This window comes from Exiguobacterium sp. SH0S7 (assembly GCF_004337195.1).
GTDB lineage: Bacteria > Bacillota > Bacilli > Exiguobacteriales > Exiguobacteriaceae > Exiguobacterium > Exiguobacterium aurantiacum_A.
This window is the reverse complement of sequence record NZ_SJVA01000004.1, coordinates 1-24,060: the sequence shown is the minus strand read 5'-3', so window position 1 is coordinate 24,060 and position 24,060 is coordinate 1. Positions and strand designations below refer to the sequence as shown.

The 24,060-nt window shown below is 51.9% G+C and carries 23 protein-coding genes, 8 tRNA genes, 2 rRNA genes and 1 riboswitch; of the genes, 5 read left to right on the top strand and 28 right to left on the bottom strand.

Features of this window, described 5'->3' with window-relative positions:
* Positions 1-128 precede the first annotated feature (128 nt).
* Complete coding sequence (locus EVJ22_RS08235; RefSeq protein WP_071398565.1) at positions 129-875, top strand: hypothetical protein; 747 nt, start codon at positions 129-131, stop codon at positions 873-875.
* On the opposite strand, the gene EVJ22_RS08230 is transcribed toward EVJ22_RS08235, so the two are convergent.
* Positions 876-1,844, bottom strand: coding sequence for a phosphotransferase family protein (locus tag EVJ22_RS08230; protein WP_071398566.1), 969 nt, complete (start codon positions 1,842-1,844; stop codon positions 876-878).
* A gap of 44 nt (positions 1,845-1,888) precedes the next feature.
* Between EVJ22_RS08230 and EVJ22_RS08225 the strand changes: the two genes are divergently transcribed.
* Together EVJ22_RS08225 and thiW are read left to right on the top strand one after the other, a co-directional pair.
* Complete coding sequence (locus tag EVJ22_RS08225; RefSeq protein ID WP_071398567.1) at positions 1,889-2,209, top strand: hypothetical protein; 321 nt, start codon at positions 1,889-1,891, stop codon at positions 2,207-2,209.
* Between the two features lie 24 nt (positions 2,210-2,233).
* A riboswitch (TPP riboswitch) is annotated at positions 2,234-2,332 on the top strand.
* Between the two features lie 63 nt (positions 2,333-2,395).
* Positions 2,396-2,884: an energy coupling factor transporter S component ThiW gene (gene thiW, locus EVJ22_RS08220; protein ID WP_071398568.1), complete on the top strand. Its 489-nt coding sequence runs from the start codon at positions 2,396-2,398 to the stop codon at positions 2,882-2,884.
* A gap of 34 nt (positions 2,885-2,918) precedes the next feature.
* Here the strand turns inward: thiW and EVJ22_RS08215 are convergent, their stop codons facing one another.
* Both EVJ22_RS08215 and EVJ22_RS08210 read right to left on the bottom strand, forming a co-directional pair.
* Positions 2,919-3,398, bottom strand: a complete 480-nt coding sequence (locus EVJ22_RS08215) for a GNAT family N-acetyltransferase (protein ID WP_084812999.1) — start codon at positions 3,396-3,398, stop codon at positions 2,919-2,921.
* The gene (locus EVJ22_RS08210) at positions 3,380-3,883 is read right to left on the bottom strand and encodes a YcxB family protein (protein WP_071398569.1); all 504 of its coding nucleotides are present in this window, start codon (positions 3,881-3,883) and stop codon (positions 3,380-3,382) included. Before EVJ22_RS08210 ends, EVJ22_RS08215 begins: the two co-directional genes overlap by 19 nt.
* Positions 3,884-3,976: 93 nt before the next feature.
* Here EVJ22_RS08210 and EVJ22_RS08205 point away from each other — a divergent pair, with 93 nt between their 5' ends.
* The gene (locus EVJ22_RS08205) at positions 3,977-4,375 is read left to right on the top strand and encodes a VOC family protein (protein ID WP_071398570.1); all 399 of its coding nucleotides are present in this window, start codon (positions 3,977-3,979) and stop codon (positions 4,373-4,375) included.
* A 112-nt stretch (positions 4,376-4,487) separates the two neighbouring features.
* On the top strand, positions 4,488-6,290 hold the full coding sequence (locus tag EVJ22_RS08200; protein WP_131443679.1) for an LTA synthase family protein: 1,803 nt from the start codon (positions 4,488-4,490) through the stop codon (positions 6,288-6,290).
* 41 nt (positions 6,291-6,331) lie between these two features.
* Here EVJ22_RS08200 and EVJ22_RS08195 read toward each other — a convergent pair whose 3' ends face one another.
* From EVJ22_RS08195 to EVJ22_RS08075, 25 genes are all read right to left on the bottom strand, one after another.
* Entirely contained in the window at positions 6,332-7,216 is an 885-nt protein-coding gene (locus EVJ22_RS08195; RefSeq protein ID WP_071398572.1) for a VOC family protein, read from the bottom strand.
* A gap of 14 nt (positions 7,217-7,230) precedes the next feature.
* On the bottom strand, positions 7,231-7,515 hold the full coding sequence (locus tag EVJ22_RS08190) for a putative quinol monooxygenase (RefSeq protein WP_071398573.1): 285 nt from the start codon (positions 7,513-7,515) through the stop codon (positions 7,231-7,233).
* A gap of 101 nt (positions 7,516-7,616) precedes the next feature.
* Entirely contained in the window at positions 7,617-9,044 is a 1,428-nt protein-coding gene (locus tag EVJ22_RS08185; protein ID WP_158625513.1) for a methyl-accepting chemotaxis protein, read from the bottom strand.
* A 210-nt stretch (positions 9,045-9,254) separates the two neighbouring features.
* Complete coding sequence (locus EVJ22_RS08180; protein WP_131443677.1) at positions 9,255-11,906, bottom strand: MMPL family transporter; 2,652 nt, start codon at positions 11,904-11,906, stop codon at positions 9,255-9,257.
* A 3-nt stretch (positions 11,907-11,909) separates the two neighbouring features.
* Positions 11,910-12,353 carry a MarR family winged helix-turn-helix transcriptional regulator gene (locus EVJ22_RS08175; RefSeq protein WP_071398576.1) on the bottom strand — a complete coding sequence of 148 codons (444 nt, stop codon included), beginning with the start codon at positions 12,351-12,353 and terminating at the stop codon, positions 11,910-11,912.
* A gap of 85 nt (positions 12,354-12,438) precedes the next feature.
* Positions 12,439-12,933 (bottom strand): GNAT family N-acetyltransferase, encoded by a 495-nt coding sequence (locus tag EVJ22_RS08170; RefSeq protein WP_158625512.1) that lies wholly within the window; start codon positions 12,931-12,933, stop codon positions 12,439-12,441.
* Positions 12,934-13,005: 72 nt separating this feature from the next.
* On the bottom strand, positions 13,006-13,947 hold the full coding sequence (locus EVJ22_RS08165) for an NAD(P)/FAD-dependent oxidoreductase (protein WP_233589654.1): 942 nt from the start codon (positions 13,945-13,947) through the stop codon (positions 13,006-13,008).
* Between the two features lie 67 nt (positions 13,948-14,014).
* A complete protein-coding gene (locus EVJ22_RS08160; RefSeq protein ID WP_131443675.1) occupies positions 14,015-14,677 on the bottom strand; it encodes a DUF975 family protein in 663 nt (220 codons plus the stop codon).
* A gap of 136 nt (positions 14,678-14,813) precedes the next feature.
* Entirely contained in the window at positions 14,814-16,610 is a 1,797-nt protein-coding gene (glmS, locus tag EVJ22_RS08155; protein WP_131443674.1) for a glutamine--fructose-6-phosphate transaminase (isomerizing), read from the bottom strand.
* A gap of 358 nt (positions 16,611-16,968) precedes the next feature.
* Positions 16,969-18,327, bottom strand: a complete 1,359-nt coding sequence (gene glmM / locus EVJ22_RS08150; RefSeq protein WP_071398580.1) for a phosphoglucosamine mutase — start codon at positions 18,325-18,327, stop codon at positions 16,969-16,971.
* A 35-nt stretch (positions 18,328-18,362) separates the two neighbouring features.
* The gene (locus EVJ22_RS08145) at positions 18,363-19,643 is read right to left on the bottom strand and encodes a CdaR family protein (RefSeq protein WP_071398581.1); all 1,281 of its coding nucleotides are present in this window, start codon (positions 19,641-19,643) and stop codon (positions 18,363-18,365) included.
* A complete protein-coding gene (cdaA, locus tag EVJ22_RS08140) occupies positions 19,644-20,504 on the bottom strand; it encodes a diadenylate cyclase CdaA (protein ID WP_016508862.1) in 861 nt (286 codons plus the stop codon).
* Positions 20,505-20,637: 133 nt separating this feature from the next.
* Positions 20,638-21,273 carry a polymer-forming cytoskeletal protein gene (locus tag EVJ22_RS08135; RefSeq protein ID WP_131443673.1) on the bottom strand — a complete coding sequence of 212 codons (636 nt, stop codon included), beginning with the start codon at positions 21,271-21,273 and terminating at the stop codon, positions 20,638-20,640.
* The gene (gene sigW / locus EVJ22_RS08130; RefSeq protein ID WP_016508869.1) at positions 21,270-21,845 is read right to left on the bottom strand and encodes an RNA polymerase sigma factor SigW; all 576 of its coding nucleotides are present in this window, start codon (positions 21,843-21,845) and stop codon (positions 21,270-21,272) included. The genes EVJ22_RS08135 and sigW overlap by 4 nt, the downstream gene beginning before the upstream one ends.
* 132 nt (positions 21,846-21,977) lie before the next feature.
* Entirely contained in the window at positions 21,978-22,880 is a 903-nt protein-coding gene (gene rocF, locus EVJ22_RS08125; protein ID WP_084813002.1) for an arginase, read from the bottom strand.
* A gap of 201 nt (positions 22,881-23,081) precedes the next feature.
* Positions 23,082-23,157 (bottom strand) — tRNA-Ala (locus tag EVJ22_RS08120).
* A 17-nt stretch (positions 23,158-23,174) separates the two neighbouring features.
* Positions 23,175-23,249, bottom strand: a tRNA-Gly gene (locus EVJ22_RS08115).
* 8 nt (positions 23,250-23,257) lie between these two features.
* A tRNA-Lys gene (locus tag EVJ22_RS08110) sits at positions 23,258-23,333 on the bottom strand.
* 5 nt (positions 23,334-23,338) lie between these two features.
* Positions 23,339-23,422 (bottom strand) — tRNA-Tyr (locus EVJ22_RS08105).
* A 6-nt stretch (positions 23,423-23,428) separates the two neighbouring features.
* A tRNA-Thr gene (locus EVJ22_RS08100) sits at positions 23,429-23,501 on the bottom strand.
* A gap of 27 nt (positions 23,502-23,528) precedes the next feature.
* A tRNA-Val gene (locus tag EVJ22_RS08095) sits at positions 23,529-23,604 on the bottom strand.
* Positions 23,605-23,608: 4 nt separating this feature from the next.
* Positions 23,609-23,683: transfer RNA gene (locus tag EVJ22_RS08090), tRNA-Glu, on the bottom strand.
* 4 nt (positions 23,684-23,687) lie between these two features.
* Positions 23,688-23,762, bottom strand: a tRNA-Asn gene (locus EVJ22_RS08085).
* Between the two features lie 8 nt (positions 23,763-23,770).
* Positions 23,771-23,886 (bottom strand): 5S ribosomal RNA (gene rrf, locus EVJ22_RS08080).
* A 51-nt stretch (positions 23,887-23,937) separates the two neighbouring features.
* Positions 23,938-24,060: ribosomal RNA gene (locus tag EVJ22_RS08075) — 23S ribosomal RNA — on the bottom strand; the annotation flags it as partial.

The window sequence follows — 24,060 nt, the reverse complement described above, 5'->3', positions numbered from 1 at the left end:
GATTGAACCAGACGAGGTAGCGATTGCATTTGCCCTAGATGAGAAAGTATCCAGGTTCTCATCCTATTTCATACATGCTACGCTAATGTAAAATAGGGAAATAATGTAACTTACTAGGGGGTTGTTTTATGAAACGGTTAGGACTACTTGGCTTAAGCGCGTTCTTGCTGACAGGTTGTACCGATCAAGCCGAGCAACCAATCGTCTCTCCTGATATGAACGAACAAGATGAAGAAGCGACGATCGAATGGACACGAGAAGATTTCAAAGACGTCTTTGACCAACACGAGACTGCCCAAGACTTGTTAGCAGCGCTCGAAACCCAAGGGCTAACACCGTTCCGGGAGACGTTCGAACGCGTCGTCATCGCCGGGGACGGGATCCATCATACATACGCCGATATTTATCCGTTCAAGCTCGACGACGGCACGTACGCGACCGTCTATGAGAATGAAGACGGTGAGATCGCCAACGGTCCCGAGTCGGTCGCACCGCTCTTTTGGCAAGAAGAGTCGTTCACGCAATTCGTTGAGGAGATTGAGAAGCGCAAATACGGGACGAGTGCCCCCCCGACCGACGTCACATTGACGCAAGACGAGTTTCAATCGATTTACGACCGCCATGCCTACACGTCAGCGCTCATCGTCGAGCTCGACGAATGGGGAGTTCAAGTCGCACGCGACCCAATCGAGAACGTCATCATTGCCGGGAACGGCGTCAAGGAAGTGACGGCCGACTTGATCGTCTTTGAGATCGAAAACGGCTACGCCATCGTCTACGACCAAGACGGTGAGATTTTGAAAGCACCGGAGTCAATCGCCCAGCTGTTTTGGAACGAGACGGATTATGAAAACCTGCTCGAGAAGAATGAGTGATCACGTACCGCGACGTTTCAAGTCCCGATACTCGAGGAACAAGTTGAGCCATTGGGCCGGTTTATCGGCTGACTCGGACGGATCATACCGATAGTTGGTCACATATATATGCCACGACAGCGCCCGATATACGCAACCGAGCTCTTCAGCGATCAACAAATGGCGCCATAGCAAGTCCCGAGGCGCCACATCTTCCCACTCAGCCAAGTAGACGGTACGCATCTTCTGAATCTGTTCATACCAGGCGACTTCATCGTCTTCCGGCAACAAGTCGTAGAGCGCGTTCCAAAACACACGGACGCTGAAGAACGGATGGGTGACGGTCGCATCGCCCCAATCGAGAATACATAAGTCATCCGTCTGTTCGCGCCAAAAGATGTTGCCGCAATGTAAATCGCCGTGCTCGAGACTCATCGGCATACCCGTCGCGAGCTCGTCGCACATGGTGAGGAGTTCGTCTTGGAGCGCCAGCACCGCCTCTGCCTTATCTCGATCTAACCCCGTACATAACTCGGGTAAATACGTCCGTATCTCTTCTTTTAGACGAGCCGGACACCGGTCCGGGATGCCGTAGGCCAAAAGCGTATCCATGTAATTCGCTTCTTTTCTCTGTAGTTTCGCATATTGACGCACAGCCGCTTCGTACCGACTGTGCTTAGGGTATTCGCGAAGTGCATCCCCGCCGATGTCTCGCATAAGTAGCCAGTTGCGTGCCGCGTCAATGGCGATGACCTCCGGGACCAGTCCCGGATGCCGTTCGGCTAGATGCATCGACAGTTCGGCCTCGCCATCACTAATTGCTGTCACCGCCTTGGCGTAGTAACGGTCTGCTCCGTACTCTCCATACATCAAGTATGTCAAATCCGTATCTTTCACAACCCGCCACGTCACGCCTGGCACATGGCCATCGAGCCAGTGCTCGAACTGTTCACGGTAAGACTCGTCACGCCATGGGATCGCACTCCTCACTGACCTCACTTCCTTTCACCACACTTCGTTTAGGAGGAAATAATATGGACGTTGTCTATTATTCATACCCGGTTGATGCGTTACTCTATATGTATTTAGGTACGACGGCTGTCTTCAGCTTCATAATCGGTCTAGTCGTTCGCCGCGTGTCGAGGCGTCCAGATATCAGCTTTTGGACGACGATCGTGCTCAGCTTTGTCGGACTATGTCTTTCACTCGGCTGGTTCCGTAACGCCTCGGTCACCGTATTTATGGGTACACTCCCGTGGCTCATCAATCTCGTGTTTTCCCTGTTTTTATACGCCCTGTATAGCGGTATCATTTATTTCATCTTCCGACCGCGAAAAATTGAGGCAACAAAATAACGGTATGCTATACTCAAACCAATAAACGACCACTAGGGGAGCCTTCGGGCTGAGACGGCAACTGCCGGACCCTTCGAACCTGATCTGGCTCATACCAGCGTAGGGAAGTGGCTTGGATACGTCTGTCTGTCCACGCCACTTTTCCACTTGGAGAAGTGGCGTTTTCATTTTGAAAGGAGACACTTCATGCGTATTCAACAACTCACTTGGATGGCGATGCTCATCGCCATCGCCATCATCGGCTCCCTGTTCATCTCCATCCCGACCGGTGTCGCCCGGGCCTATCCGGTGCAACATATGGTGAACGTCATCGCCGCCGTCACCGTCAGTCCGATTGGTGCCGTCCTCGTCGCGTTCGTGACCGGACTCGTCCGTGTCATGACCGGGACCGGGTCGTTGCTCGCCTTCCCAGGTGGTATGATCGGCGCCTTGCTTGCCGGACTATTTTACGTGCGGACGAACCGGGTCGCTTTCGCTGCGCTCGGTGAAGTCATCGGGACGGGCGTCATTGCCTCGCTCATCGCCGTCCCGTACGCGAAAATCTTAATGGGTTCTGAGTTTGGGGCGCTGTTCTTCTTCCCGGCCTTCCTCGCCTCGAGCGTGACCGGAGCCATCCTCGGCTGGATCGTCTTGGCGCGGGTCAAACAGTTGCGTCCACTCACGGTGAAGCGATAATTGAACAACAACCACCAAAACAGGGACGGCCGACTTAGGAAGGCTGTCCCTGCTTCACGTGATACACCCAAATCTCTTCCCCGTTCGCTTCATCAATCAAGCCACTGTCCTCAAATCCGCCCTTCGCATAAAACCGTTTCGCTGGTTCGTTCGTCGGATGGAGACTGAGGATGATGTCATCGACATCAAATCGCTCTTGCATCCACTCAATCGCAAGTTGCAAAAATGTTGACCCGATGCCTTTCCCTTGCTCATCCATATCAATCATAAAGCGGTCGAGCCAGACGTAACGCTCCACCTTGTTCTCGGCCCCGACCATCATGAAGCCGACCGGTTGATTGTCTCGACAGAGCGCGTAGCACGTCCACGCGTACTTGACGTCGACGTCCATCTCGCGGAGCGATTCCGCGTTCGTTTCGATAAAGCGGGCCTGACCAGGTGCGACGGTCAAGGCGACGACCGCATCCAAGTTCGTCTCATCAATCGGTTGAATCGTCAACGCATCGGTAGCCATCGTTGTACCTCCTCCATGTCCTGCCCGCGTTTCGGCAAGATGTAGGCGCTGACCGACGAGTTATACAAATACACATAATCGGCTTCCTCGACGACTTCCTTGATGCCGCTCCATGAGACTTTCGTCTCCCCGAACGCATTTTTGTCACGAAGACCGTCTTCATCCAAATCCATCGTATGCGGGCCGATCATGCCTTCATTGCTTCGTTCTTGAATCATCCGCTTCGTTTGTTTTCGGATATGCCGTTCAAAATACTTCGGATAATACAGGAACCAGAGGAGGCTGATGACGCCATATACCCCAAACAGCCACCAGCTCGTATCTTGAAACAGTGTCGCGAACGTCAAAGCGCCACCACTTAAAATGATGACGGGCCCGATGATGCGCTGCAGGAATAGCATCCTCTTTCCTATCTTTGAACGTCTAATATGACTCAAGTTGAAGTGAATGTAGTCTTCTTCCGTCAATTCGTATTGGATTTCCATATGTATCCCTCCTCGGTGTCGTATACGTCTTCGTTCAAGAAAAGTTCCGCTTCAGGCTCCTATTCGCTAAAATAAAAGCAAAGGAGTGACACGATGAAACAAATCCACCATCTCTGTATCCAAACGCCCGACTATGCGGCGTCAAAGCAATTTTATGAAACGCTCGGTTTTGAGCTCGTCCAAGAGTCACCCAACTTCCATACCCGGGCGTTCAACAGTTGGCTCAAGCTCGGCGACTTCTATATCGAACTCCAGACGGCGAAGACCGACGAGACGTTATCGCCGTATTCGAAACATGCGGCCGGACCCGTTCACTTCGCCTTGTACGTCGATGACCTTGAAGCGGAAGTCCGTCGGCTCGAGGCGCTCGGTGTCACGTTCTTGCCGAAACATGGCGGCAACATCTACTTCGTCGTCGACGGACATTTGAGCAAACTAAAAGCCCCGGAAGGCACGATCATCGAGCTTCGGGACACGTTTTTGATCAAGTGAGGCGCTCGCCTCGCTTTTTTTCGTCCGTATCGCACACCCCCATGTTTCCCGCCACTTGCGAACAGGTACATGAAAAAGAATACAACGTGTACGTACCGTTTGGAGGCTATTTATGAAATATCTTGATTATTGGAGTTATCTGTCACTATCACTTGCCAAACTATTTTTATTCAGCATCTTGACCGCGAGTGCGTTCAACGTTCATTTTTTACTCGTCAACATCGGGATGATTCTCATGATGACGAGCTGGGCGTTACTCGTGAAGACGAAAACACGGCGCTGGATTTTATTCGCCTCGCTGTTTCTACACAGTACACTCCTCATCTCCGACGTCTGGTATTACCGCTATTTCGGCAATCTGTTGTCGGTCGCGCTTTTGTCAGACGTTGGTCAGATGGGCGACGTCGGCGGCGGCTTCCTGACGTTGATTCAACCGACCGACTTTCTATTGTTCGTGGACTTGGTGCTTTATACCGCTGTCCTCGTCTATATGAGAAAAAGACCTGCGCAAGGCACAGGAAAAAACCGCCGGATCGCCGCTGCCGGTTTTGTCGTCGGCTTGGCCGCCTTCGTCGTTCCGTTAACCGTCAGTCAGCCGAATGGTGACGAGCAAGCACCGATTTCGAACATGCGTGAATATTACGAGTACGGCTTTTGGGGGTATCACGGCCTCGACTTGTTCCGTGGCATCGGCGACCAACTCGGCTTCGGAGACGGCTTAACCGCACAAGAAGAGACGCGGCTCGGTACCTCGGCTCCAACCGACGTCGAGACAACGGCTGATACGAACGTCATCATGCTGCAGCTCGAGTCGTTCCAGACGTCGGTGATCGGCCAGACGATCAACGGACAGGAACTGACACCGAACTTGAACGCGCTTCGTGACGAGATGTTGTACTTCCCGAACTTCTATCATCAGACGCACGAAGGCCGGACGTCGGACGCAGAATTCACGGTCAACACCTCGCTCTATCCCGTCAAATCCGGTTCAGTGTACACCCAGTACGGTGACCATACGTTTGACGCCTTACCTGAACGTTTGCGCCAAGCCGGCTATGATACGGCCGCGATGCATGCGTTCGATAAAACGTTTTGGAACCGCGACAACGTCTACGACAATATCGGCTTCAATCATTTTTTCAGCAAAGACGATTACCCCGCTCAGGACGTGATCGGCATGGCACTTAACGACAAAGACTTCTTGACCACTTCCGTCGAAGCGATGGACACGTTAGCAGAACCGTTTTATGCGTTCATGGTCGCTTTGACGAGCCATACGCCGTACGACATTCCGGAAGAAGAGAAGCGTTTGGACTTGACCGGATATGACGATCCGCTGCTTCAAAACTATTACCATACCATCCATTACGTCGACGCGGCCGTCGGATTGATGGTCGATCAATTGAAGGCGAACGGGACGTGGAATAATTCGTTAGTCGTCTTTTATAGCGATCATGACAGCGGCCTGACCTCAGCAGGTGACGAGATGGCCGAGCAAGAGAACGCCGATTCGGCCGTCGAACTGTTTCAGCTCGACCGTTCTGTTCCGCTCTACATCAAACCAGCCAACTTGAACGAAGGTCGAACGATCGAAGCGAGCGGCGGTCAAACGGACATCGCCCCGACCATCCTAGAGTTGCTCGGGATGGAGCCCGCCTACATGCTCGGCAGCCCGCTGCTCGACGACGAACCGAACTTGACCGTGTTCCGTAACGGGTCGTTCCGGTACGACACGCTCTACTATGTTCCCAACTTGACCGAGCCCATCGGAAACGGGACGTGTTACGCGGTCGAGACAGGAGATGAGCTACCGCTCAGCCAATGTGAGCCTTTTATCGACGAAGCGGCCGAACAGCTACGTCTGTCCGATACGATCATCGAGAAAGACGCACTCTCTAAAAAGAAACGCGAATAAAACCATGCCGCCCCGATTCGTTAAGGGCGGCATGATTCGTTTCAATATACTTTCCGCAACTCGGCCAGATCGATCTTCTTCATCGGCAAGAACGCTGCCGTTACCCGCGCCAACTGTTCCGGCGTACCGGTCGTCAGCATCTCTTCCATCTCCCACGGCACGATTTGCCAAGAGACGCCGTAGCGGTCCTGTAGCCAACCGCATTGTTCGGCTTCAGGTACGGACGATAGTTCATCCCAATACGCATCGATTTGGTCTTGTGTCTCACAAAACGCGATCAGCGACTGCATCTCGTTGAAAGCGAACTGGTGATGCTCGGCACTGTCCATGACGACGAACTCACGTCCAGATAAGACGAAACGGGCGTAGTTCAACTTCCCTTCTAATTCTGGGCCATCGTCTTTATCGTAACGGATCAGCTGATCGTCGAGTACGTACGAGTCCGGGAACACTGTGACCCAATCGTCCATCGCCGCCTCGGCCCGGCCGAACGCCTCACCGACGAATAACAGACACGGCGTCACCGTCTGGATGTCCATGCCACCGTTGTGCATGATTTGCCAAGAGACGCCGTGCTTGTCTTTCAACCAGCCGTAACGTTCACTAAAGTCGTACGTGTCGAGCGGCGTGAGCACGTCAGCACCGTCTGATAACTTGTCCCACAGCGTATCGACTTCTTCTGACGTCGGGAGCGAGACCATATAGGAGAAGGACGGATTCCGCTCCTTCAAGTTACCGGCACCGAGCAGTTGAAAGAACTGACCAAAGAGTGAGACCGTGACGACCGTCGTCTCACCAGGCGGAGTGTCGATAAGTTTCGTCGTATAGTCGACGAATGAATCCGGAAATATCGAGGCGTACCAATCGGCAATCGCTTCGACGTCTTGCTCGAACCAAATACACGGAATAATCGGTTGCGTGATCATCGGACTGTCTCCTTTCAGACCTCTTGCAAACGGTACACGTCACGGACAGCGAGTAACGTCTCGGCAGCTTGCCGATACGCTTGGTAGTGGGCTGAGTTGATATGATGGTCGAGCGCCGTCTCGTCCCGATACTTTTCATAGAACACGAACGTACCCGGCGCATCGATCGACTCGTGTAACACGTAGGTGATGCACCCTTCTTCCTGCCGCGACGGCGGGATGACCTGATCGAGTGCTTGACGCAACTCACTCTCTTTGCCCGGGTGAGCCTTTAAAATAGCTGTGATCGTAATTTCCATTGATCGTTCCTCCTCATTTTAGGACTGACGCAAAACTTTTCCCGTTTTAGAAGAGATGTATACGCAAATGGACACGCCTATTTTCAAGGCGTGTCCATCATTTAGACGAGTTCGTTCGCAATCTCGTTCAATTCTGCAATTTGATCCTTTAACGAAGCCAACGCCTGTTGCTGCGACGTCGTCAACACATGCACGTCTTGACCGTTCTCTTCGAGAGCTGTCATCAGTGCTGACATTTGGCCCGTCACTTGATGGACTTTGTTCAGTTCTGATGCGACGACTTGGAGCTGGGTCGATGTCTCATCCACCGTGCTCGCTACCGTCCCTGTCGTTTGAATCATGGAGAGAATCGACGTCCCGCTCTTACGGACTTGTTCTTCCTGCGTCGACAAACGTTCTGTACTGCCATCGATTGCCCGTTCCGTCACTTGTACCTCTTGCATGACGAGTTGGATAATATCATTGATTTGAGATGAGGCTTGGGCGGTTTGATCCGACAAATTTCGAATCTCGGACGCAACGACGGCAAACCCTTTCCCGTGCTCACCCGCTCGCGCCGCTTCAATTGAAGCATTGAGCGACAGGAGGTTCGTCTGAGATGAAATCTGCTGAATCGTCCCCGTGATGGTCCGTACTTCTTGGAAGCGCTCCGCCAACCCTTTAAACGCATGATTGACTTCACCGATACTTAAGTTCAGTTCAGCGAGCGACCGTTCTGTCGAGTCCATGTTTTCATGCGAGACGTGAGCGTCCTGCAAGACGCCACTTACTTGAGACGTTGTCTCCTGGAGCTGCTGCTGCATTCGTTCAAACGCCTGTACAGTTGAATGGATTTGTGAAGCGACAGTTTGAATAAGACCTGCCTGTTCAGATGTCCGTTTCGTCATCGAACCGATTTGTTCCGTCACCTGTTCTGAAGCATTTGTGACTGACTCGACTGAATCATTCATCGTGAAGACAGCTCCGTGAAGCGTAGTCGCACTCGCTGTCGTTTTCGCCATTGTCAGCTCGATTTCCCCTGCATGTTGTTCTGCTTTCTCTTGCTGCGCGAACGTCTCATGCAACAACTTTGCGCCAAAGAACGACACAAAGTACGCGCCAGACAAAGCCATTGTGAGCACCGTGAACCAAATGACGAGGTCGAGCGGCGTTGCAAATGAAAAGCGCCCGGTTAACACAGCTACGACCGAGACGATCAGCGCGAGCATGCTACCGTACAGTACAAGATGCCGATTCAAGTAGATCAACGTCAATACGATGTAAAGAAAGACGACATTTTGAATCGCCGCACCTGGTAGCGTCAAGATAATCGCTGAAGCCGAAATGTACATCAATGTGACGAGCCCATACTTCAACCAAGCATGCTCTACATAGAAGCGATGGCCGAGCCATGATCCAATTTGAATGACACTCCCCACCACAATAAAACTGACTGCGTCTTGTCCGGCGAGCTCCCCGATCCAGTACAAAACACCCATAATCGGATAAGAGAGGAAAAATAAAACGATCAACATACGAGATACTAACAACGAACTTATTTTTTCAAAATGATTCACCATGATTGTTGCCTTCTTTCAGTAGAATAGAGATCTACACTATACTTCGGTGCATTTTTTCCAATATGAAGTTTGTTTTTCGCTATTTTTATTACATTGACTAAACAAATAAAAACTGTCCCTCAAATTGTCATTTGTACTTAACAATTGAGGGACAGTTTAATTGAATGACGTCTTGTTCAGTCATTTATTCTTTCGTTTGAACGGCCACCAGACACCATCTCCGAACGATACGGTGATCGCCGGGATGAGAAGTGGCAGCACGATCAACCCGTACAACAACAGACCGGTGATGACGATTGTCGCGATCTGGACGAGGCTGAGTACACCAGACGGAATCATCGCCCCGAACGTCCCGGCGAGGATGACGGCCGCCGTCATGATGACCGTACCCATCTTCGTCATGGCGTGGACGAGGGCGTCACGCACCGTCATCCCGTTAATCGATTCTTCACGGAACCGATCGAGTAGGAAGATCGAGTAGTCGATGCCGAGCGCGATCAACATGACGAACCCGAAGAACGGTACGGCCCAGCTGATGCCGTCATAACCGAGCCCTTCAACGAAGATGAGCTCCGTTATCGCCGCTGACGTGTAGTACGTGAGCAACAGTGACCCGATCATATAGAGTGGCATGATCATCGAACGGAATAGTACCGTCAAAACGACGAACAGCGTCACGAGCATGATGGCGACGGTCCGATTGAAGTCGTTTGTCGATGTCTCGTTTAAATCGCTGTTAATGCTTGAAATCCCGGCGTAACCGATGGTCGCGTTATCAAATGGGGTGTCCGTGACGACACGTTCCATCGTCTGTTTCAACGTTTCGACCGTATCGATTGCTTCCGGCGAGTACGGGTCCATATCAAGGATGACCTCGAGTTGTGTCGCCGTCCCCTCGTCGAACACGTAACGTTCGACGGCCGGGGCAAACTCGTCTGACGTGAGCGTTCCTTCCGGTAAATAGACGCCCGTATCACGCAGGCTGTCCGCTTCACTGAGTGCCGAGAGGAACGCCACCGCGTCGCCAAGACCGGTTTCGATTTGCGCGAGCCCAGCGTTCGCTTCACCGACACCAGTCGCGAGTTGGCCGAGTCCCGATCCGAGCTCACCGACTTGCGCACCTTGCGCCGTCAACACAGACGCTGCTTCATTGATACCCGCCTCGATCTGACTGAGACCACCAGACACTTGTTGCAGTTGCGCCACGGTCGCCGGGATGTTTTGCGTCGCCGCAAGGCCTTGTCCGATCAAACCGAGTTGGGCGTTCAGTTGGCCGAGTCCTGTCGCCGCTTCTACGAGCGGCGCCCCGGCGTTCGTCGTGCCAGCCGGCAGTTGACCGACGACCGCTTGAAGACCGGCTTCGACTTGAGAGAGTCCGTCTTGCACGTCACCGAGACCGGTCTCTGCCTCGGCAAGCCCTGAACTCACTTGTTCGAGTTGCGTATCGACATAAAAATCATCGATGACGTCACCGGTCGGACGTGTGATCGAACGGACACCGCTCACACCATCGACTTTTTCTAATTCGCTCGCGAACTTCTCGATGTACGGAATATCCGACTCGGTCAGTTCCGACTCTTGCTTCAAGATAATTTGAACCGGGAGCGATTCACCTTGTCCGAACCCTTCCGAGATCAAATTGAGACCGCGCACCGAGTCGTAATCGTCACCGATCTCATCGACCGTATTGAACGACCGGGCATCGTCGTACGTGAACAACACCGGCACGGTGATCAGTGCGACGACAAGGATTGAGACGAACGGACGATTGACCGAGATGCGGCTGAATCCGGCCCACAGCTTGCTGTCGTGATGCTCGCCTGCTTTTTTCGACGGCCAGAACAAGCGATTCTTGAGCGTCGCCATAAAGAACGGCACAACCGTGAACAAGATAAGCAACAAGACGGCAATCCCGACCGCGACCGCGACGGCCGACTTGAAGATCGGGAAATCGGCAAATCCGATCGCGGCGAAGCCGACGAATACGGCGAGACCACTAATGAGCACCGTCCGTCCAGCCGTCTTATACGTGTTGACGATGGCGTCCTCGATCGCGTGCCCGGCACTGAGTTCTTCTTTATACCGGCTAAGCAGCAGGATGCAGTAGTCGGTCCCAATCCCGAACAAAATCGCCACGAGGAAAATTTGTGTGTAGTTCGAGACCGGGAAACCGAACCAGTCGACGAAGAACGCGACGAACGATTGGCTGAGGAGATAGGTGAACCCGACCGCGATCAACGGAATAAACGGGGTCACGATTGAACGGAACACGAGCAAGAGCAGTCCGAAGATCAACACGACCGTGATGATCTCGGTCTTCTTCAACCCTTCCTGCGCACTCAAGTTCACATCGTTGTTGATGATTTCTTCACCTGTGATGTAGACGGTCTCGTCTGTCGGGAGGATGTTCTCACGGACATCGTCCGCGAAAGCGTTGATGTCCTCTATCGATCCTTCGACCGTGATCGGGACGAGGACGATACGTTCATCTTCCGAGACGAGTTGTGCCTCCGTCTCGGCGTTCTCGAACGGATCGAGCACATCTTTGACGACCGTATCATTTTGTTCCAGCTCATCGATTACCCGGGCAATATCGGCCCGTTCAGCGTCTCCGAGCGCTTCAAACTCATAGACGAGCGAAATCGTCTTATCGCTCTTGCCCGCAGCGTTTAAAATATCTTGCGCGCGTTGCGAGTCCATGTCTTCAGACAGTTGGAAACTTCCCGCCTGTTCTGCCTGCTCGGTCAAGTTTGGTGCCGCGACGAACAAGGCCGCCGTCAACACGACGAGACCGATCAAGATGCCGAAGCGCCATTGAATAATTTTGCGCACGTGTTATTCCTCCCCAATTCGAAGCAGCTCTTTGATTTTCCGGAACGTCCGGACGAACTGTTCGATCTCTGCCTCATCTATTTTCCCGTCGAGTAGTGACTCGACATAATGGTAGACGGCCGTATCTGCCTGTTCGACGACGTGTTGTCCCGCCGCTGTCAGTTCGATCAACCGTTCGCGTTGGTCTTGCCCGCGCCGACTGACGACGAGCTGTTTCTCAACGAGTTTTTTTAAACGGTTTGAAACGGCGCTTTTATGCACACCTTGTTTCATCGCCAACTGACCCGCTTGAATCGGGCCGAACTGTTCGAGCAGTTTTAATAGTTGGAGCTGTTCACGCGAATACTCCCGCCAGACGTCGCCTTCCATCGCCTCAATGACATGTTCCGCTCCTTGGAACATGACTTCTTCAAATAGTTGGACGGCCTCCCGCATCAATTCTTTCATTTTGGTTTACCCCCTAAACTAGTTAAAGATAGTTTATGCCCTAAACTAGACGAGGTCAAATAAAAAGACCGATGAAGTAGGCGCTTCATCTGTCCATTTCGTAAACGTATATGTAAAAAGATAAGAATCGTCCTTCCCATTCCATCTGATGTATTTCATCTTCACGAGAAAAGCCAGAACGCATCAAGACGTGTTGGGACGCCTTATTATCTGTCATCGTCTTGGCAGTCAATCGTGTGAATCGAGGAAGGTTAAGCGTAAGTAATTGCTGAAGGGCTGCGGTGGCATATCCACGACCTACATAGTCCCCACCAATTCGATAGCCGATTTCCCCGGTCTCGAAATTGACATGATGGACGTTGAGACGCCCCACGATGGACTCACCATGCCAAATCAAATAATAATATCCATCCCCGTTCACTTGTTCGGCCAACAAACGTTCCAACTTCTGACGAAATGCTTCAGGTTCATAGTACGTGTCTCCACGGCTTGGAACGTATCGCTCGAAATAGGGGCGATTCTCACATTCAAACGTGTACAGTGCGGTTTCGTCCTGTATGCGCAATGGTTTCAGACTCACCCGATTCACGTAATCAACGCCTCCTTTCTCAAAATCGTATCGTCGTGATCAAAAAAACCTTCCGCAGAAGGTTTAGGACCGCATCGCTGCCGCAACGCGGAGACCCGAGACGTACGCACTTTCGAACCGGGTCCGCCCTGAAGCGTCGTCCGGCTCGAGAAAGACGTCGCCCGCCAAGTAAATCGGTGCGTCGTTCAATTTATAGTAAGGCTCGTGCCAGACGTCTGTCGCCTGGGCGTAGCGCCACCGCTTCAACTGTCTCGACTGAATCGGTGCGTCTCCGGTCACGGTTGTTAGCAACCGCTCGATTTCTAGAAGCGTGTCTTTAGCAGGACGCTCATACCAAGCTTCACTCCACGCCTCATCCATGTAGACGCTGACGAGTTCTGACGTCGAGATGCCTTTTTGCCGGTTGTTGATGATTTTCAACAGACCAGGTGCCAAGTCCGTGTCGATAATCCCGTCCGCACCGATTTGGGTGTCGCCCGCGAACTCGAACAATCCGACGAACGTCGGGGCGTAAGTCAGCTCACGCAACGACTCAGCCACCTGACTCGATAAGTCAGCGAGGAGCTCGAACGTCTGTGGGAGCGGTGACGTGATGAGGAGACGGTCATAGTGGCGCGTCGCCACGTCTGTCGTGACGACGACCGTCCCACTCTCCATACTGACCGTCTCGACCCGCTCGTTCAATTGGACGGTCAAGCCGTCGGCCAACTGTTTGGCGAGCGCGTTCATGCCGTCACGGGCGATGTACCGCGGATACGGGTCGGCGTACCAGACGCTTACCCAGTCCCGCTCGACCCAATCGGCGACCGCCTGTTTAAGCGCTTCCCCGCGTACGGTGAAATAGACGGCCCCGTGATCGGCTTTCCCGGCCCCGATCCGTCGGGTCGCCAAGCGTCCACCGACGCTCCGGCTCTTCTCAATCAGTTCAACCGTATGTCCTTGCCGGACGAGTTCACGTGCTGCAACAATTCCGCTCAGTCCGGCCCCGATGATTCCGATGTTCATATGCATTCCCCCTCTTTCAGGAAGATTGTACCATGACGGTGAGAGTGCCATCCGGTCTCGATGCGTTTCACGCCGATCGGTTCCACTGTTCGTCATACTCTCGTTTCGTTTCTTCGTAGAAGACAGCAAAGCGACGATCGATGAAAGGATAAAGCCATGGCATCCCGAGCGTCAAAATCCAATACAGCGGATTAAAGACTTCGACGACTATGAGCGCAATCCATCCAATCGTAGTTACAATAAAAAATGGAAAAATTAAATATAATGCTTCTTTCTTATGACCGTTCATCATATCCCGGGATTTTGTGATGGCTTCATTCGCCGACAACTCGGGATCGTCTTGTAAAAGGAAATACGTAAACGCGTAAGAAAAATACTTCACGATTCCAGGAATAATGAACAACAACAACCATCCAAGTTGATAGATCCCCAATAATACGGTGACTAGAACGTGACGTAAATAATTCTCTCGGAACGGATCGATTAAACGAGCCCACACAATTTGTTGTCCGCGGATCACGTCTAAGACAATCCATTTGTATCCAATCGAAAGCGGAGCCGTCAAGGCGATGAGCAATAGCGGGAGGAACGACAACCAGGAAAACTGTATGTACGGGTCCGTCCATAATTGCATCTCCATGAATGCGGCAATCAAAAATGAACCCATCATCAACGAAAGCATTTTGCCACGCGTTGCTTCGGTCGCGCGACGTTTTAACTCTTGCATCATGCTAAATCCTCATTTCCTTCAATTAAAGTTTATGTTTGTGTTTCTTTGAATCAACTGGTTATATTATACAGCAAGGTATCCTCTTTTGTATTTTTCCTCACAAAAAGCCAGGATTTAAAAATCCTGGCTTCACTGTTTATTCTACCGTTACTGACTTCGCCAAGTTACGTGGCTTGTCGACATCACAGTCACGCGCGAGTGCAGCGTAATATGAGATGAGTTGAAGCGGGAGTACTGTTACGAGTGGTGTGAGCAACGGCTCGACACGTGGCAAGACGAATGAATCACTCTCGTGTTCCATGCCTTCCATCGAGATCGTGCAGGCAACGGCGCCACGAGCGACAACTTCCTTGATGTTTCCACGGATGTTGAGGTGCGTGTTCGGTTGCGAGACGAGCGTGATGACCGGTGTGCCGTCTTCGATCAACGCGATCGGTCCGTGCTTGAGCTCACCGCCTGGGTAGCCTTCCGCTTGGATATACGAGATCTCTTTAAGCTTGAGCGCGCCTTCAAGACCAACGTATGAGTCCATCCCACGACCGAGGAAGAACGCGTTACGTGATTCTTTCAAGAACTTGTCAGCAAGCTGTTCGAAAATCTCTTTTTGAGCCATGACCGAATCCATGATCGTCGCGATGCGAGCGAGTTCCGTCATGAGGTCGAACGGAAGCTTCTTCCCGTTCGCACGAGCGATGTCGTAAGCGAGGATCGCGAGCACGGCGATTTGCGCCGTGTACGCTTTCGTCGACGCGACCGCGATCTCAGGGCCAGCATGGAGGAGCATCGTCTCATTCGCTTCACGCGACAGCGTTGAACCGGCAACGTTCGTGAGTGTGAGCGCCTTGTAGCCGCGCTTCTTCACTTCGACGAGGACGGCACGGCTGTCGGCCGTCTCACCTGATTGTGAGATGAAGAGGAACAATGGTTTCTCCGTGAGGAGCGGCATGTTGTAACCGAATTCTGAAGCGACGTGCACTTCAGTCGGCACACCAGCGACGCGCTCGATCAATTGCCTGCCGACGAGACCAGCGTGGTAACTCGTGCCACAAGCGACGATGTAGATGCGGTCCGCTTCCGAGACGAGCGAACGGACGCCTTCTGTGAGCTCGATGTCGCCATTGTCGTTCTGGTAGTGTTGGATAATGTTGCGGATGACGGCCGGTTGCTCGTCCATCTCCTTCAACATGTAGTGCGCGTACGTGCCCTTCTCGATGTCTGACGCATCGATCTCGGCCGTGTACGGGGCGCGCTCGAGGATTTCACCGTCGAGCGTCTTGATCGTCGCCGACTCACGCGTCAAGATGACGATCTCGCCGTCGTGGAGCTCGAGGTACTGATCCGTCACTTGGAGCATCGCCATCGCGTCCGACGCGACGACGTTGAACGTGCCATCACCAAGTCCGACGAGGAGCGGCGACTTGTTCTTACCGATATAGAGGCGTTCGCGGTCCTCTGAGTCGATCATCGCGATCGCGTACGAGCCGTGGAGCTCTGAGAGCGTCTTACGGAACGCCGCTTCAACGTCGCCGAGTTCGACGAAGTTCTTCTCCATCAACTGGACGATGACTTCCGTGTCCGTCTCTGAGAGGAACGGTGCGTCGAGCGTCGCCTTGATCTGCTCGTCGTTCTCGATGACGCCGTTGTGGACGAGCGTGAAGCGGCCTGTCGTGCTTTGGTGCGGGTGGGCGTTCGGTACGCTCGGTACCCCGTGTGTCGCCCAACGTGTGTGGCCGATTCCAATCAATCCGTCTACTTCTGCTGGGACGACTTCGCGTAGCGCAGCGATGCGACCGACTTCTTTATGAACGTTGACGTTATCGTGCATCAACGCAAGACCTGCCGAGTCATAACCGCGGTACTCGAGTTTCTCTAAACCTTTGAGAAGGATTTCCTTCGCTCCGGTATTCCCAATCATTCCTACAATTCCACACATACAAAAATCTCCTCTATATTCGATTTCTCGAAAAAGGAAACGGGCTTTTTCAAAGAGCTGTCAACGCGCTCCCCTTTGGCCGTCCGGTCACCCGGACGTTTTGAGGGATTGCTTTTAGTCGTGACAGGCGACTAGGAGGCATCCGCCGAAATCTCGATAACCTCCAACCTCGTCAACTCATAAAGAGTTCTGGCGCTTTCTCGTACTTTGTGCCCCTCCGTTTCTAAGGTCACGCTCTTAATAGTACAAATCACACCCCCATCCGTCAAGAAAATCAGATGATTTCACAGTGACAAAACGGAAACAAAAAGGGAACCCAAAATTGGATTCCCTTGTGTTATTCCCTGTTTCGACAAAATTATCCTTCAACACCGTAATCTTCACGGACGACTTGAGCGATTTGTTCGACGTAACGGTCGCAATCTTCCTTCGTCGGCGCTTCAGCCATCACTCGAACGAGTGGTTCTGTACCTGATGCACGGACGAGGATGCGCCCGTTTCCGTTCATTTCAGCTTCCGCTTCTTGAATCGTTGTGAGCACACGTTCCCCTGTCATCGCATCCTGTTTATTCGTGACGCGAATGTTGACGAGCGTTTGCGGATAGACCGGCATTTCCGCAGCTAGTTCAGACAGCTTGCGTCCTGTCGTCTTCACGATTTGTGCGAGTTGGACACCCGAGAGCATACCGTCGCCCGTCGTCGAGTAATCGAGGAAGATGAGATGACCCGACTGCTCGCCACCGAGCGTGTAGTTATGCTTCTTCATCTCTTCGACGACGTAACGGTCACCGACAGCTGTTTGAAGAGCCGTCATACCTGCGTCTTCGACTGCTTTGTGGAAGCCAAGGTTACTCATGACTGTCGCAACAATCGTATTGTCTTTCAAGCGACCTTTTTCGCTCAAGTATTTTCCACAAATGTACATGATTTTATCGCCGTCGACGATGTCGCCGTTTTCATCGATTGCGATCAAGCGGTCTCCGTCTCCGTCAAACGCAAGGCCCATGTCCGCTCCCTTTTCGCGAACGAATTGTGCCAAGTGCTCCGGATGTGTCGAGCCGACGCCTTCGTTAATGTTCAACCCGTTCGGCGAGTTCCCGATTGTCGAGACGTTCGCTTCAAGGTCAGCAAACAAGCGAGCCGCAAGGCCGCTCGTCGCGCCATGTGCACAGTCGAGGGCGATATGGAGACCATCGAGGTCCTCATCAACCGTCTGTTTCAAGAGTTGAAGGTACTTTTGTGCCCCTTCATAATAGTCCGAGACGAATCCGAGATCTTTCCCTGTCGGACGCGGGAGTGTATCTTCCGCTGCGTCGAGAATCGTTTCGATCTCTGCTTCGGTCGCATCATCGAGCTTGAAACCGTCGCTACCGAAGAATTTGATGCCGTTGTCGGCGACCGGGTTATGTGAAGCTGAGATCATGACACCTGCTGTCGCGTCAAGCGACTTCGTCAAGTAAGCCACACCTGGTGTCGAGATGACGCCGAGACGCATCACTTCCGCTCCGATTGACAAAAGACCTGCGATCAGTGCGCCTTCGAGCATATGACCTGAAATGCGTGTGTCACGCCCGATCAATACTTTCGGCTGTTCACCGGCTGGCAAATGCTTCGATAACACGTAACCACCAATGCGTCCTAAACGATAAGCTAGTTCTGCTGTCAATTCTGAGTTCGCGACACCGCGGACCCCATCTGTTCCAAAATATTTACCCATATATTCGTTTCCTCACTTTTGTATGATTGAACGTCTCATTGAAGCGAAGACGTTTCGGTTTGGTCTTCGACGCTCGTTAACTCGACGTCGATTGTTTTCGGCGAGACGACCGTCGCGCCTTTCGGTACTTCATAGTCTACATCGACCCCATGCAAACCACTCGGCAGACCGGTCAAATCTAGTGTCACACTGATGCTGTTCGACGTCACGCTCTCAAGAAGTGATCGTTTACCTGACAATGTGACGCTGACGACTTCCGGTGCTTGAAGCGTATAGTTCGTCCGATCATAGCCTCTGACCGTGACAGGCACGGTTAAACGGACGCGTTCCGTCAATTCCCCGGTATCATCTCGCGTCTGATCATCCGCTCGGACGAGTAGCTGGACTTCAACTTGCTCGGCAGCGAGCGATGATGCGCCTTCCGGCAGGGCAAGCTTCGCTGTCACCTTCCCCGTCTGATCGACGCCATCAAGGTCAATCGGCTCGGTCTCAACACGGTCTAGTGCATCGAGCACTTCGCGCGGTGCGAAAACACGGACTTCTGTTTCCTCTAGCAACGTGTCAACGAGCCTGAAATTATCGGCAACTTCTCCGGTCGTGACAGCTTCAATCGGGAACACGGCACTTTGTTCATAGACAGGAACGGTGACGTTGATGATGTTCGGTTCGACCGTCACGTTAAGCGGGTTTCCGTTCGCATCTAAAATCGTCGGCGGCACCTCGCGCGTGAACGTCTGGGTTTGATTCGCCACATCGACGTTCAAGGTGATTTCTTTTACGTTTTGAATCCGGCTTTCGCCACCAGAAACTTTTACAGTCGCCGGCTCGATTTCCGCTTCTCCGACCACATACCCTTCCGGCAACTGGTCTTTATTTAACAAGTTGACCGAAACGGGCACTTCAACTGTCTGTTTGCGATCGATGTAAATTTCAACAGTGTCCCGCTCAAGCTTTACGTTGACGTCACCTCCGAAACCTCGTGCTTCCACCGGGACACGATGGAACCCAGTACCGAGGTTCGTTAAATCGACGAACACTTGATAATCTTTCACCAATTTTGTCATCGTCAAACTACTCGATGGACCTTGCAGCTCAACGTTCATCTCTTCCGGAACGTTGTACGCGACGTATTGTACTTCATCGAAGAATACTTCGACAGGAACGTCAAGCGACATCGAGCTTTGCCCGACAATCGGCAATGCATTTGTTGAATTGGTCGACGAGCTCGTCTCGGCGACCATAAAATAAAGAAGGATGGCTAAAGCAAGTGCGATGATGCGGAGAAACCATTTATGTTGTAACCACTGATCAATCACTTACTTGTCCCCCCCTTTTTTATTAAAGAACGAGAGTGTCGTCTCTTTTTCTTCAATAACAAGTTCTTGGATCAACTTGTTGCGAAGTGCCTCCTCGTCTAGCTCGCGGTATAAACGTCCAGCAATTGCTAAAGATACCGCACCCGTCTCTTCTGAAACGGTGAGCGTCACGCTATCGGTCACTTCACTGACCCCGATTGCGGCCCGGTGTCTCGTCCCGAGCGCCTTATCGATGTGCGGGCTTTCCGAGAGCGGTAAATAACAAGCCGCCGCTGCAATTTTCCCGTCTTGGATAATCATCGCCCCATCGTGAAGCGGTGTATTCGGAATAAATAAATTGATGATCAGTTGTGACGTGATGTGCGAGTCCATCCGGATACCGGTTTCAACGTATTCGTTCAACCCGGTATCTCGTTCAATCGCGATCAATGCCCCAATTCGACGTTTCGACATGTACTGTGCCGAACTGACAATCGCTTCGATCATTTGTCGTTGCTTGTCCTCATCGCTTGTGCTCGTACGACCGAACAAATTGCTCGTTCGCCCTAAGTGCTCGAGCCCGCGTCGAAGTTCTGGTTGGAAGATGATGATGATCCCAAGCAAACCATACGTGATCACTTGGTTCAGCAAGAACTGTAACGTCTTCAAACCAAAGAATCCGCTGAGGAACCAGCTGACGAGGATGATTGAAATTCCTTTTATCAGTTGGACCGCTTTTGTCCCACGGACGATCATCATCAATTTATAGATGACGTACGTGACGACGACAATATCTAAAACGTCATTCAAATAATCGTACCAATGTACGTTCTCTGAAAGACTGAAAAATGATAAGATTGAAACCTTTTCAAGTAGCGGCAAATGCTCCCCTCCTCAACTACCTAGCCAATTCGTGCAAGTTTTATTATATCATATTTCCCAAACGACGCATCGTTAGATGACAAAACGAAACCAGATTGAAACGAATGAAAAAAGACGCCCTGAGGCGCCTCTCTTAAAGTATTTGCTTGATAGAGTACCAAATCCACTCAAAAATCCGGTCGATTTGTTCGAGCTCTCCGGTCACTTCACCCGCACTGGCCAAATAGGCTCGGCCGTGCACAGCTGTCGCATTGCCGTTGACGGTACCCTCGATCCGCAGGTCCCCGCCTTGGACCGTAATGTCACGCTCGACGATGACGTCTTTCGGCACGATGACTTCGTTCGCTGTGACAACGATTCCAGGTACTTTCGTGTACGTCATGGTTTCGGTAGACCCATTCCATAAACCGAGTGTCGCACTCGACATTAAACTAAAGAATAGTAAGGCCGCAACGAGTCCCGGATGCTTCCGGAACCAAGTCATCTGTTTCGAATGCGGTTTTCTCCGTGGCCGTGGACGGTCTTCAAGACGCACGACCGATGTCGCCAGCGGAGACGTTTTCGCTTCAGGAATGGCCGCCATCACGCGCGCCGTAAAATCGTCTGATAGCTTAGGACGTGGAAGTGCTTTAAGTTCGGCATCTATTCGTTCGTACTGAAGGTACGCCTCATATAAGGCTTCGTCCTCTAGTAATTGACGTAATTCGTCAGATTCTTCGGGCAGGATGCCATCTTCCAAGTATTGTTGCAGTTTCTCTTCAGGAGTCAATTGAACCCCTCCCTGTTTTGAAAGATTGTTTTTAACATTTCTCTTCCCCGGAAGATCCTTGTTTTAACCGTTGCGACCGGCATATCGATCATGACGCTAATTTCTTTGAGCGACAAATCGTCCACGTACTTGAGCAGTAACGGGATACGATATTTGTCCGGCAGTTGCTTGATGGCCTCATGCATTTCGCCTCGAATCTCGCGGTGAACGACTTGGGCGTCGGGTTGGGGGGCATCATCGGCCAAATGGTCTTGATAGGTGAGACCATCCGTGCCAGCGATTTCGGCATCCATCGAGTACTCCGGCTTTCGCTTTCGGAGACGGTCGATGGCGACGTTCGTGGCGATTCGATACAACCATGTCTTGAACTTATACTGCGGATCATACGTATCAATCCGGGTATATGCACGAATGAACGTCTCTTGGGCAGCATCCTCGGCTTCGCCACGATCGTATAAAATCTTAAAGGCGACAGCAAAGACACCATCCTTGTACAGTTCTACCAGCTCAGCAAACGAATCGTGATTCCCCGACCTTAATTCGTCTACTAAACGGGTGGTCAGCCGTTCCATCAATCCACTTCCCCTCTCCGCAACCTATGCGGTCAATACAATATACGTTCAGTTGTCTGATCAGGTTTCACATCACACAAAAAAAAGTTTCCAAACCCATTGTAGCAAACGGATTTGGAAACTGTAAGGCTATTAGACTGTTTTGCTTTCCAGTAACAGGTTTTCTTTGGATTTCAAAATCGTTTCGCATAAACTGAAGGCGAGTTGAGCAGTTGTATCTTCTTGGTCAAGTGCAGGATTCAATTCGACGATTTCAATCGCAATCAACTCGTCGGCTTTCATCGCTTCCGCCAAAATTGTTTTTCCTTCTTCTGCCGTCAACCCGCCGTCAACCGGTGTCCCTGTTCCAGGGACGAGTTGAGCATCCAAACTATCCATATCAAAGCTGAGATAGAAGCGATCGACACGGTCACGTAAATACTCAATCGTTTCAGCCATGATTATCTCGACGCCACGCGTTCGAACTTCTTCGACCGTTACGACCTTGATCCCCAGCTGCTTAATCGCTCGCATCTCCCCCTCATCAATATCACGTAAAGCGATGTACACCAGATGTTCTGGGGCAAGCTTTGGTTCACGCCCGCCGACTTCCGTCAATCGAATGTCACCTAGTCCCATCGCAGCGGCAAGCGGCATCCCGTGAATATTGCCTGACGGTGATGTTTCCCCCGTATTCAAATCAGCATGGGCATCGACCCAAATCACTCCGTACGGTCCGGTTTTGGCGAGCCCAGCGAGTGTCCCGATTGCCATGCTGTGATCGCCCCCAACGATCAACGGGAATCGATTTGCTTCAATATCGGCAGCAACGACGTCTGCCAGCTCATTGACCGTATACAAGACGCCGTCTACGCGCTTTAAATGTTCTTCGTTCACTTGAATTTCTGACTCTGGCAAGACGCGAATCCTTTGTTGTAGCGTCCCCGTTGGCAGTAACGCCTCGATTCCGAGTGTTCGCAATTTAGTTGGACCTTGATCGACTCCGTGTTTCCCCTGTCCGTAACGGAGTGGTACTTCAATATATGACCATTGCATAGCCATTCCCCCTTGAGCAATTGATACCTACATTGTAAACGCTACCAAATGTGTGGTTCAACTTCACACGCCGGTGAATAAACATGCAAAAAGGCAGCCTGAATGGTGGCAGGCTGCCTTTCTCTGTACTCTTAAGTGAATGGTTTCATGGATTTAGGCAAAAAAAAACTTAAGTCGTAAGTAACTTAAGAAAAAAACAAGTGGTGGAGCCTAGCGGGATCGAACCGCTGACCTCCTGCGTGCAAGGCAGGCGCTCTCCCAGCTGAGCTAAGGCCCCGTTACAGGGAATAAATATGGAGCGGAAGACGGGATTCGAACCCGCGACCCCGACCTTGGCAAGGTCGTATTCTACCACTGAACTACTTCCGCGAAAAAAATGGTGAGCCATGCAGGGCTCGAACCTGCGACCCTCTGATTAAAAGTCAGATGCTCTACCAACTGAGCTAATGGCTCAAACCTGGTGGGGGGGGGCGGATTCGAACCGCCGAACCCGAGGGAGCGGATTTACAGTCCGCCGCGTTTAGCCACTTCGCTACCCCCCCAAGGAGTGCCGGCGAAAGGATTTGAACCCTCGACCCTCTGATTACAAGTCAGATGCTCTACCAACTGAGCTACACCGGCATATATGGTTTGATTGGTTAATTAAAATGGTGGAGGATGACGGGATCGAACCGCCGACCCCCTGCTTGTAAGGCAGGTGCTCTCCCAGCTGAGCTAATCCTCCAAAATGGTGACCCGTACGGGAATCGAACCCGTGTTACCGCCGTGAAAGGGCGGTGTCTTAACCGCTTGACCAACGGGCCTTATTGGCTCCGCAAGTAGGATTTGAACCTACGACCTACCGGTTAACAGCCGGTTGCTCTACCACTGAGCTATTGCGGAACGATCTTGCCTGGCAACGTCCTATCCTCACAGGGGGAGACCCCCAACTACTTTCGGCGCTGAAGCGCTTAACTTCCGTGTTCGGCATGGGAACGGGTGTGGCCGCTTCGCTATCGCCACCAGACAAGGGAATTGTTCCCTGAAAACTGAAGACTCATCAAGTTCAAACCGTTTCTAGATCAAAGCCTCGACCGATTAGTATCATTCAGCTCCACACGTCGCCGTGCTTCCACCCATGACCTATCTACCTCATCGTCTCTGAGGGGTCTTTCTTGATTGCTCAAAGGGAAATCTCATC

Excerpts from the sequence above, each read along its gene's own strand:
- EVJ22_RS08235 (WP_071398565.1), top strand. The coding sequence starts at position 129 with ATGAAACGGTTAGGACTACTTGGCTTAAGCGCGTTCTTGCTGACAGGT.
- EVJ22_RS08225 (WP_071398567.1), top strand. The coding sequence starts at position 1,889 with ATGGACGTTGTCTATTATTCATACCCGGTTGATGCGTTACTCTATATG.
- thiW (WP_071398568.1), top strand. The coding sequence starts at position 2,396 with ATGCGTATTCAACAACTCACTTGGATGGCGATGCTCATCGCCATCGCC.
- EVJ22_RS08215 (WP_084812999.1), bottom strand. The coding sequence starts at position 3,398 with ATGGCTACCGATGCGTTGACGATTCAACCGATTGATGAGACGAACTTG.
- EVJ22_RS08210 (WP_071398569.1), bottom strand. The coding sequence starts at position 3,883 with ATGGAAATCCAATACGAATTGACGGAAGAAGACTACATTCACTTCAAC.
- EVJ22_RS08205 (WP_071398570.1), top strand. The coding sequence starts at position 3,977 with ATGAAACAAATCCACCATCTCTGTATCCAAACGCCCGACTATGCGGCG.
- EVJ22_RS08200 (WP_131443679.1), top strand. The coding sequence starts at position 4,488 with ATGAAATATCTTGATTATTGGAGTTATCTGTCACTATCACTTGCCAAA.
- EVJ22_RS08195 (WP_071398572.1), bottom strand. The coding sequence starts at position 7,216 with ATGATCACGCAACCGATTATTCCGTGTATTTGGTTCGAGCAAGACGTC.
- EVJ22_RS08190 (WP_071398573.1), bottom strand. The coding sequence starts at position 7,515 with ATGGAAATTACGATCACAGCTATTTTAAAGGCTCACCCGGGCAAAGAG.
- EVJ22_RS08175 (WP_071398576.1), bottom strand. The coding sequence starts at position 12,353 with ATGAAAGAATTGATGCGGGAGGCCGTCCAACTATTTGAAGAAGTCATG.
- EVJ22_RS08165 (WP_233589654.1), bottom strand. The coding sequence starts at position 13,947 with ATGAACATCGGAATCATCGGGGCCGGACTGAGCGGAATTGTTGCAGCA.
- EVJ22_RS08160 (WP_131443675.1), bottom strand. The coding sequence starts at position 14,677 with ATGATGCAAGAGTTAAAACGTCGCGCGACCGAAGCAACGCGTGGCAAA.
- glmS (WP_131443674.1), bottom strand. The coding sequence starts at position 16,610 with ATGTGTGGAATTGTAGGAATGATTGGGAATACCGGAGCGAAGGAAATC.
- glmM (WP_071398580.1), bottom strand. The coding sequence starts at position 18,327 with ATGGGTAAATATTTTGGAACAGATGGGGTCCGCGGTGTCGCGAACTCA.
- sigW (WP_016508869.1), bottom strand. The coding sequence starts at position 21,845 with ATGGAACGGCTGACCACCCGTTTAGTAGACGAATTAAGGTCGGGGAAT.
- rocF (WP_084813002.1), bottom strand. The coding sequence starts at position 22,880 with ATGCAATGGTCATATATTGAAGTACCACTCCGTTACGGACAGGGGAAA.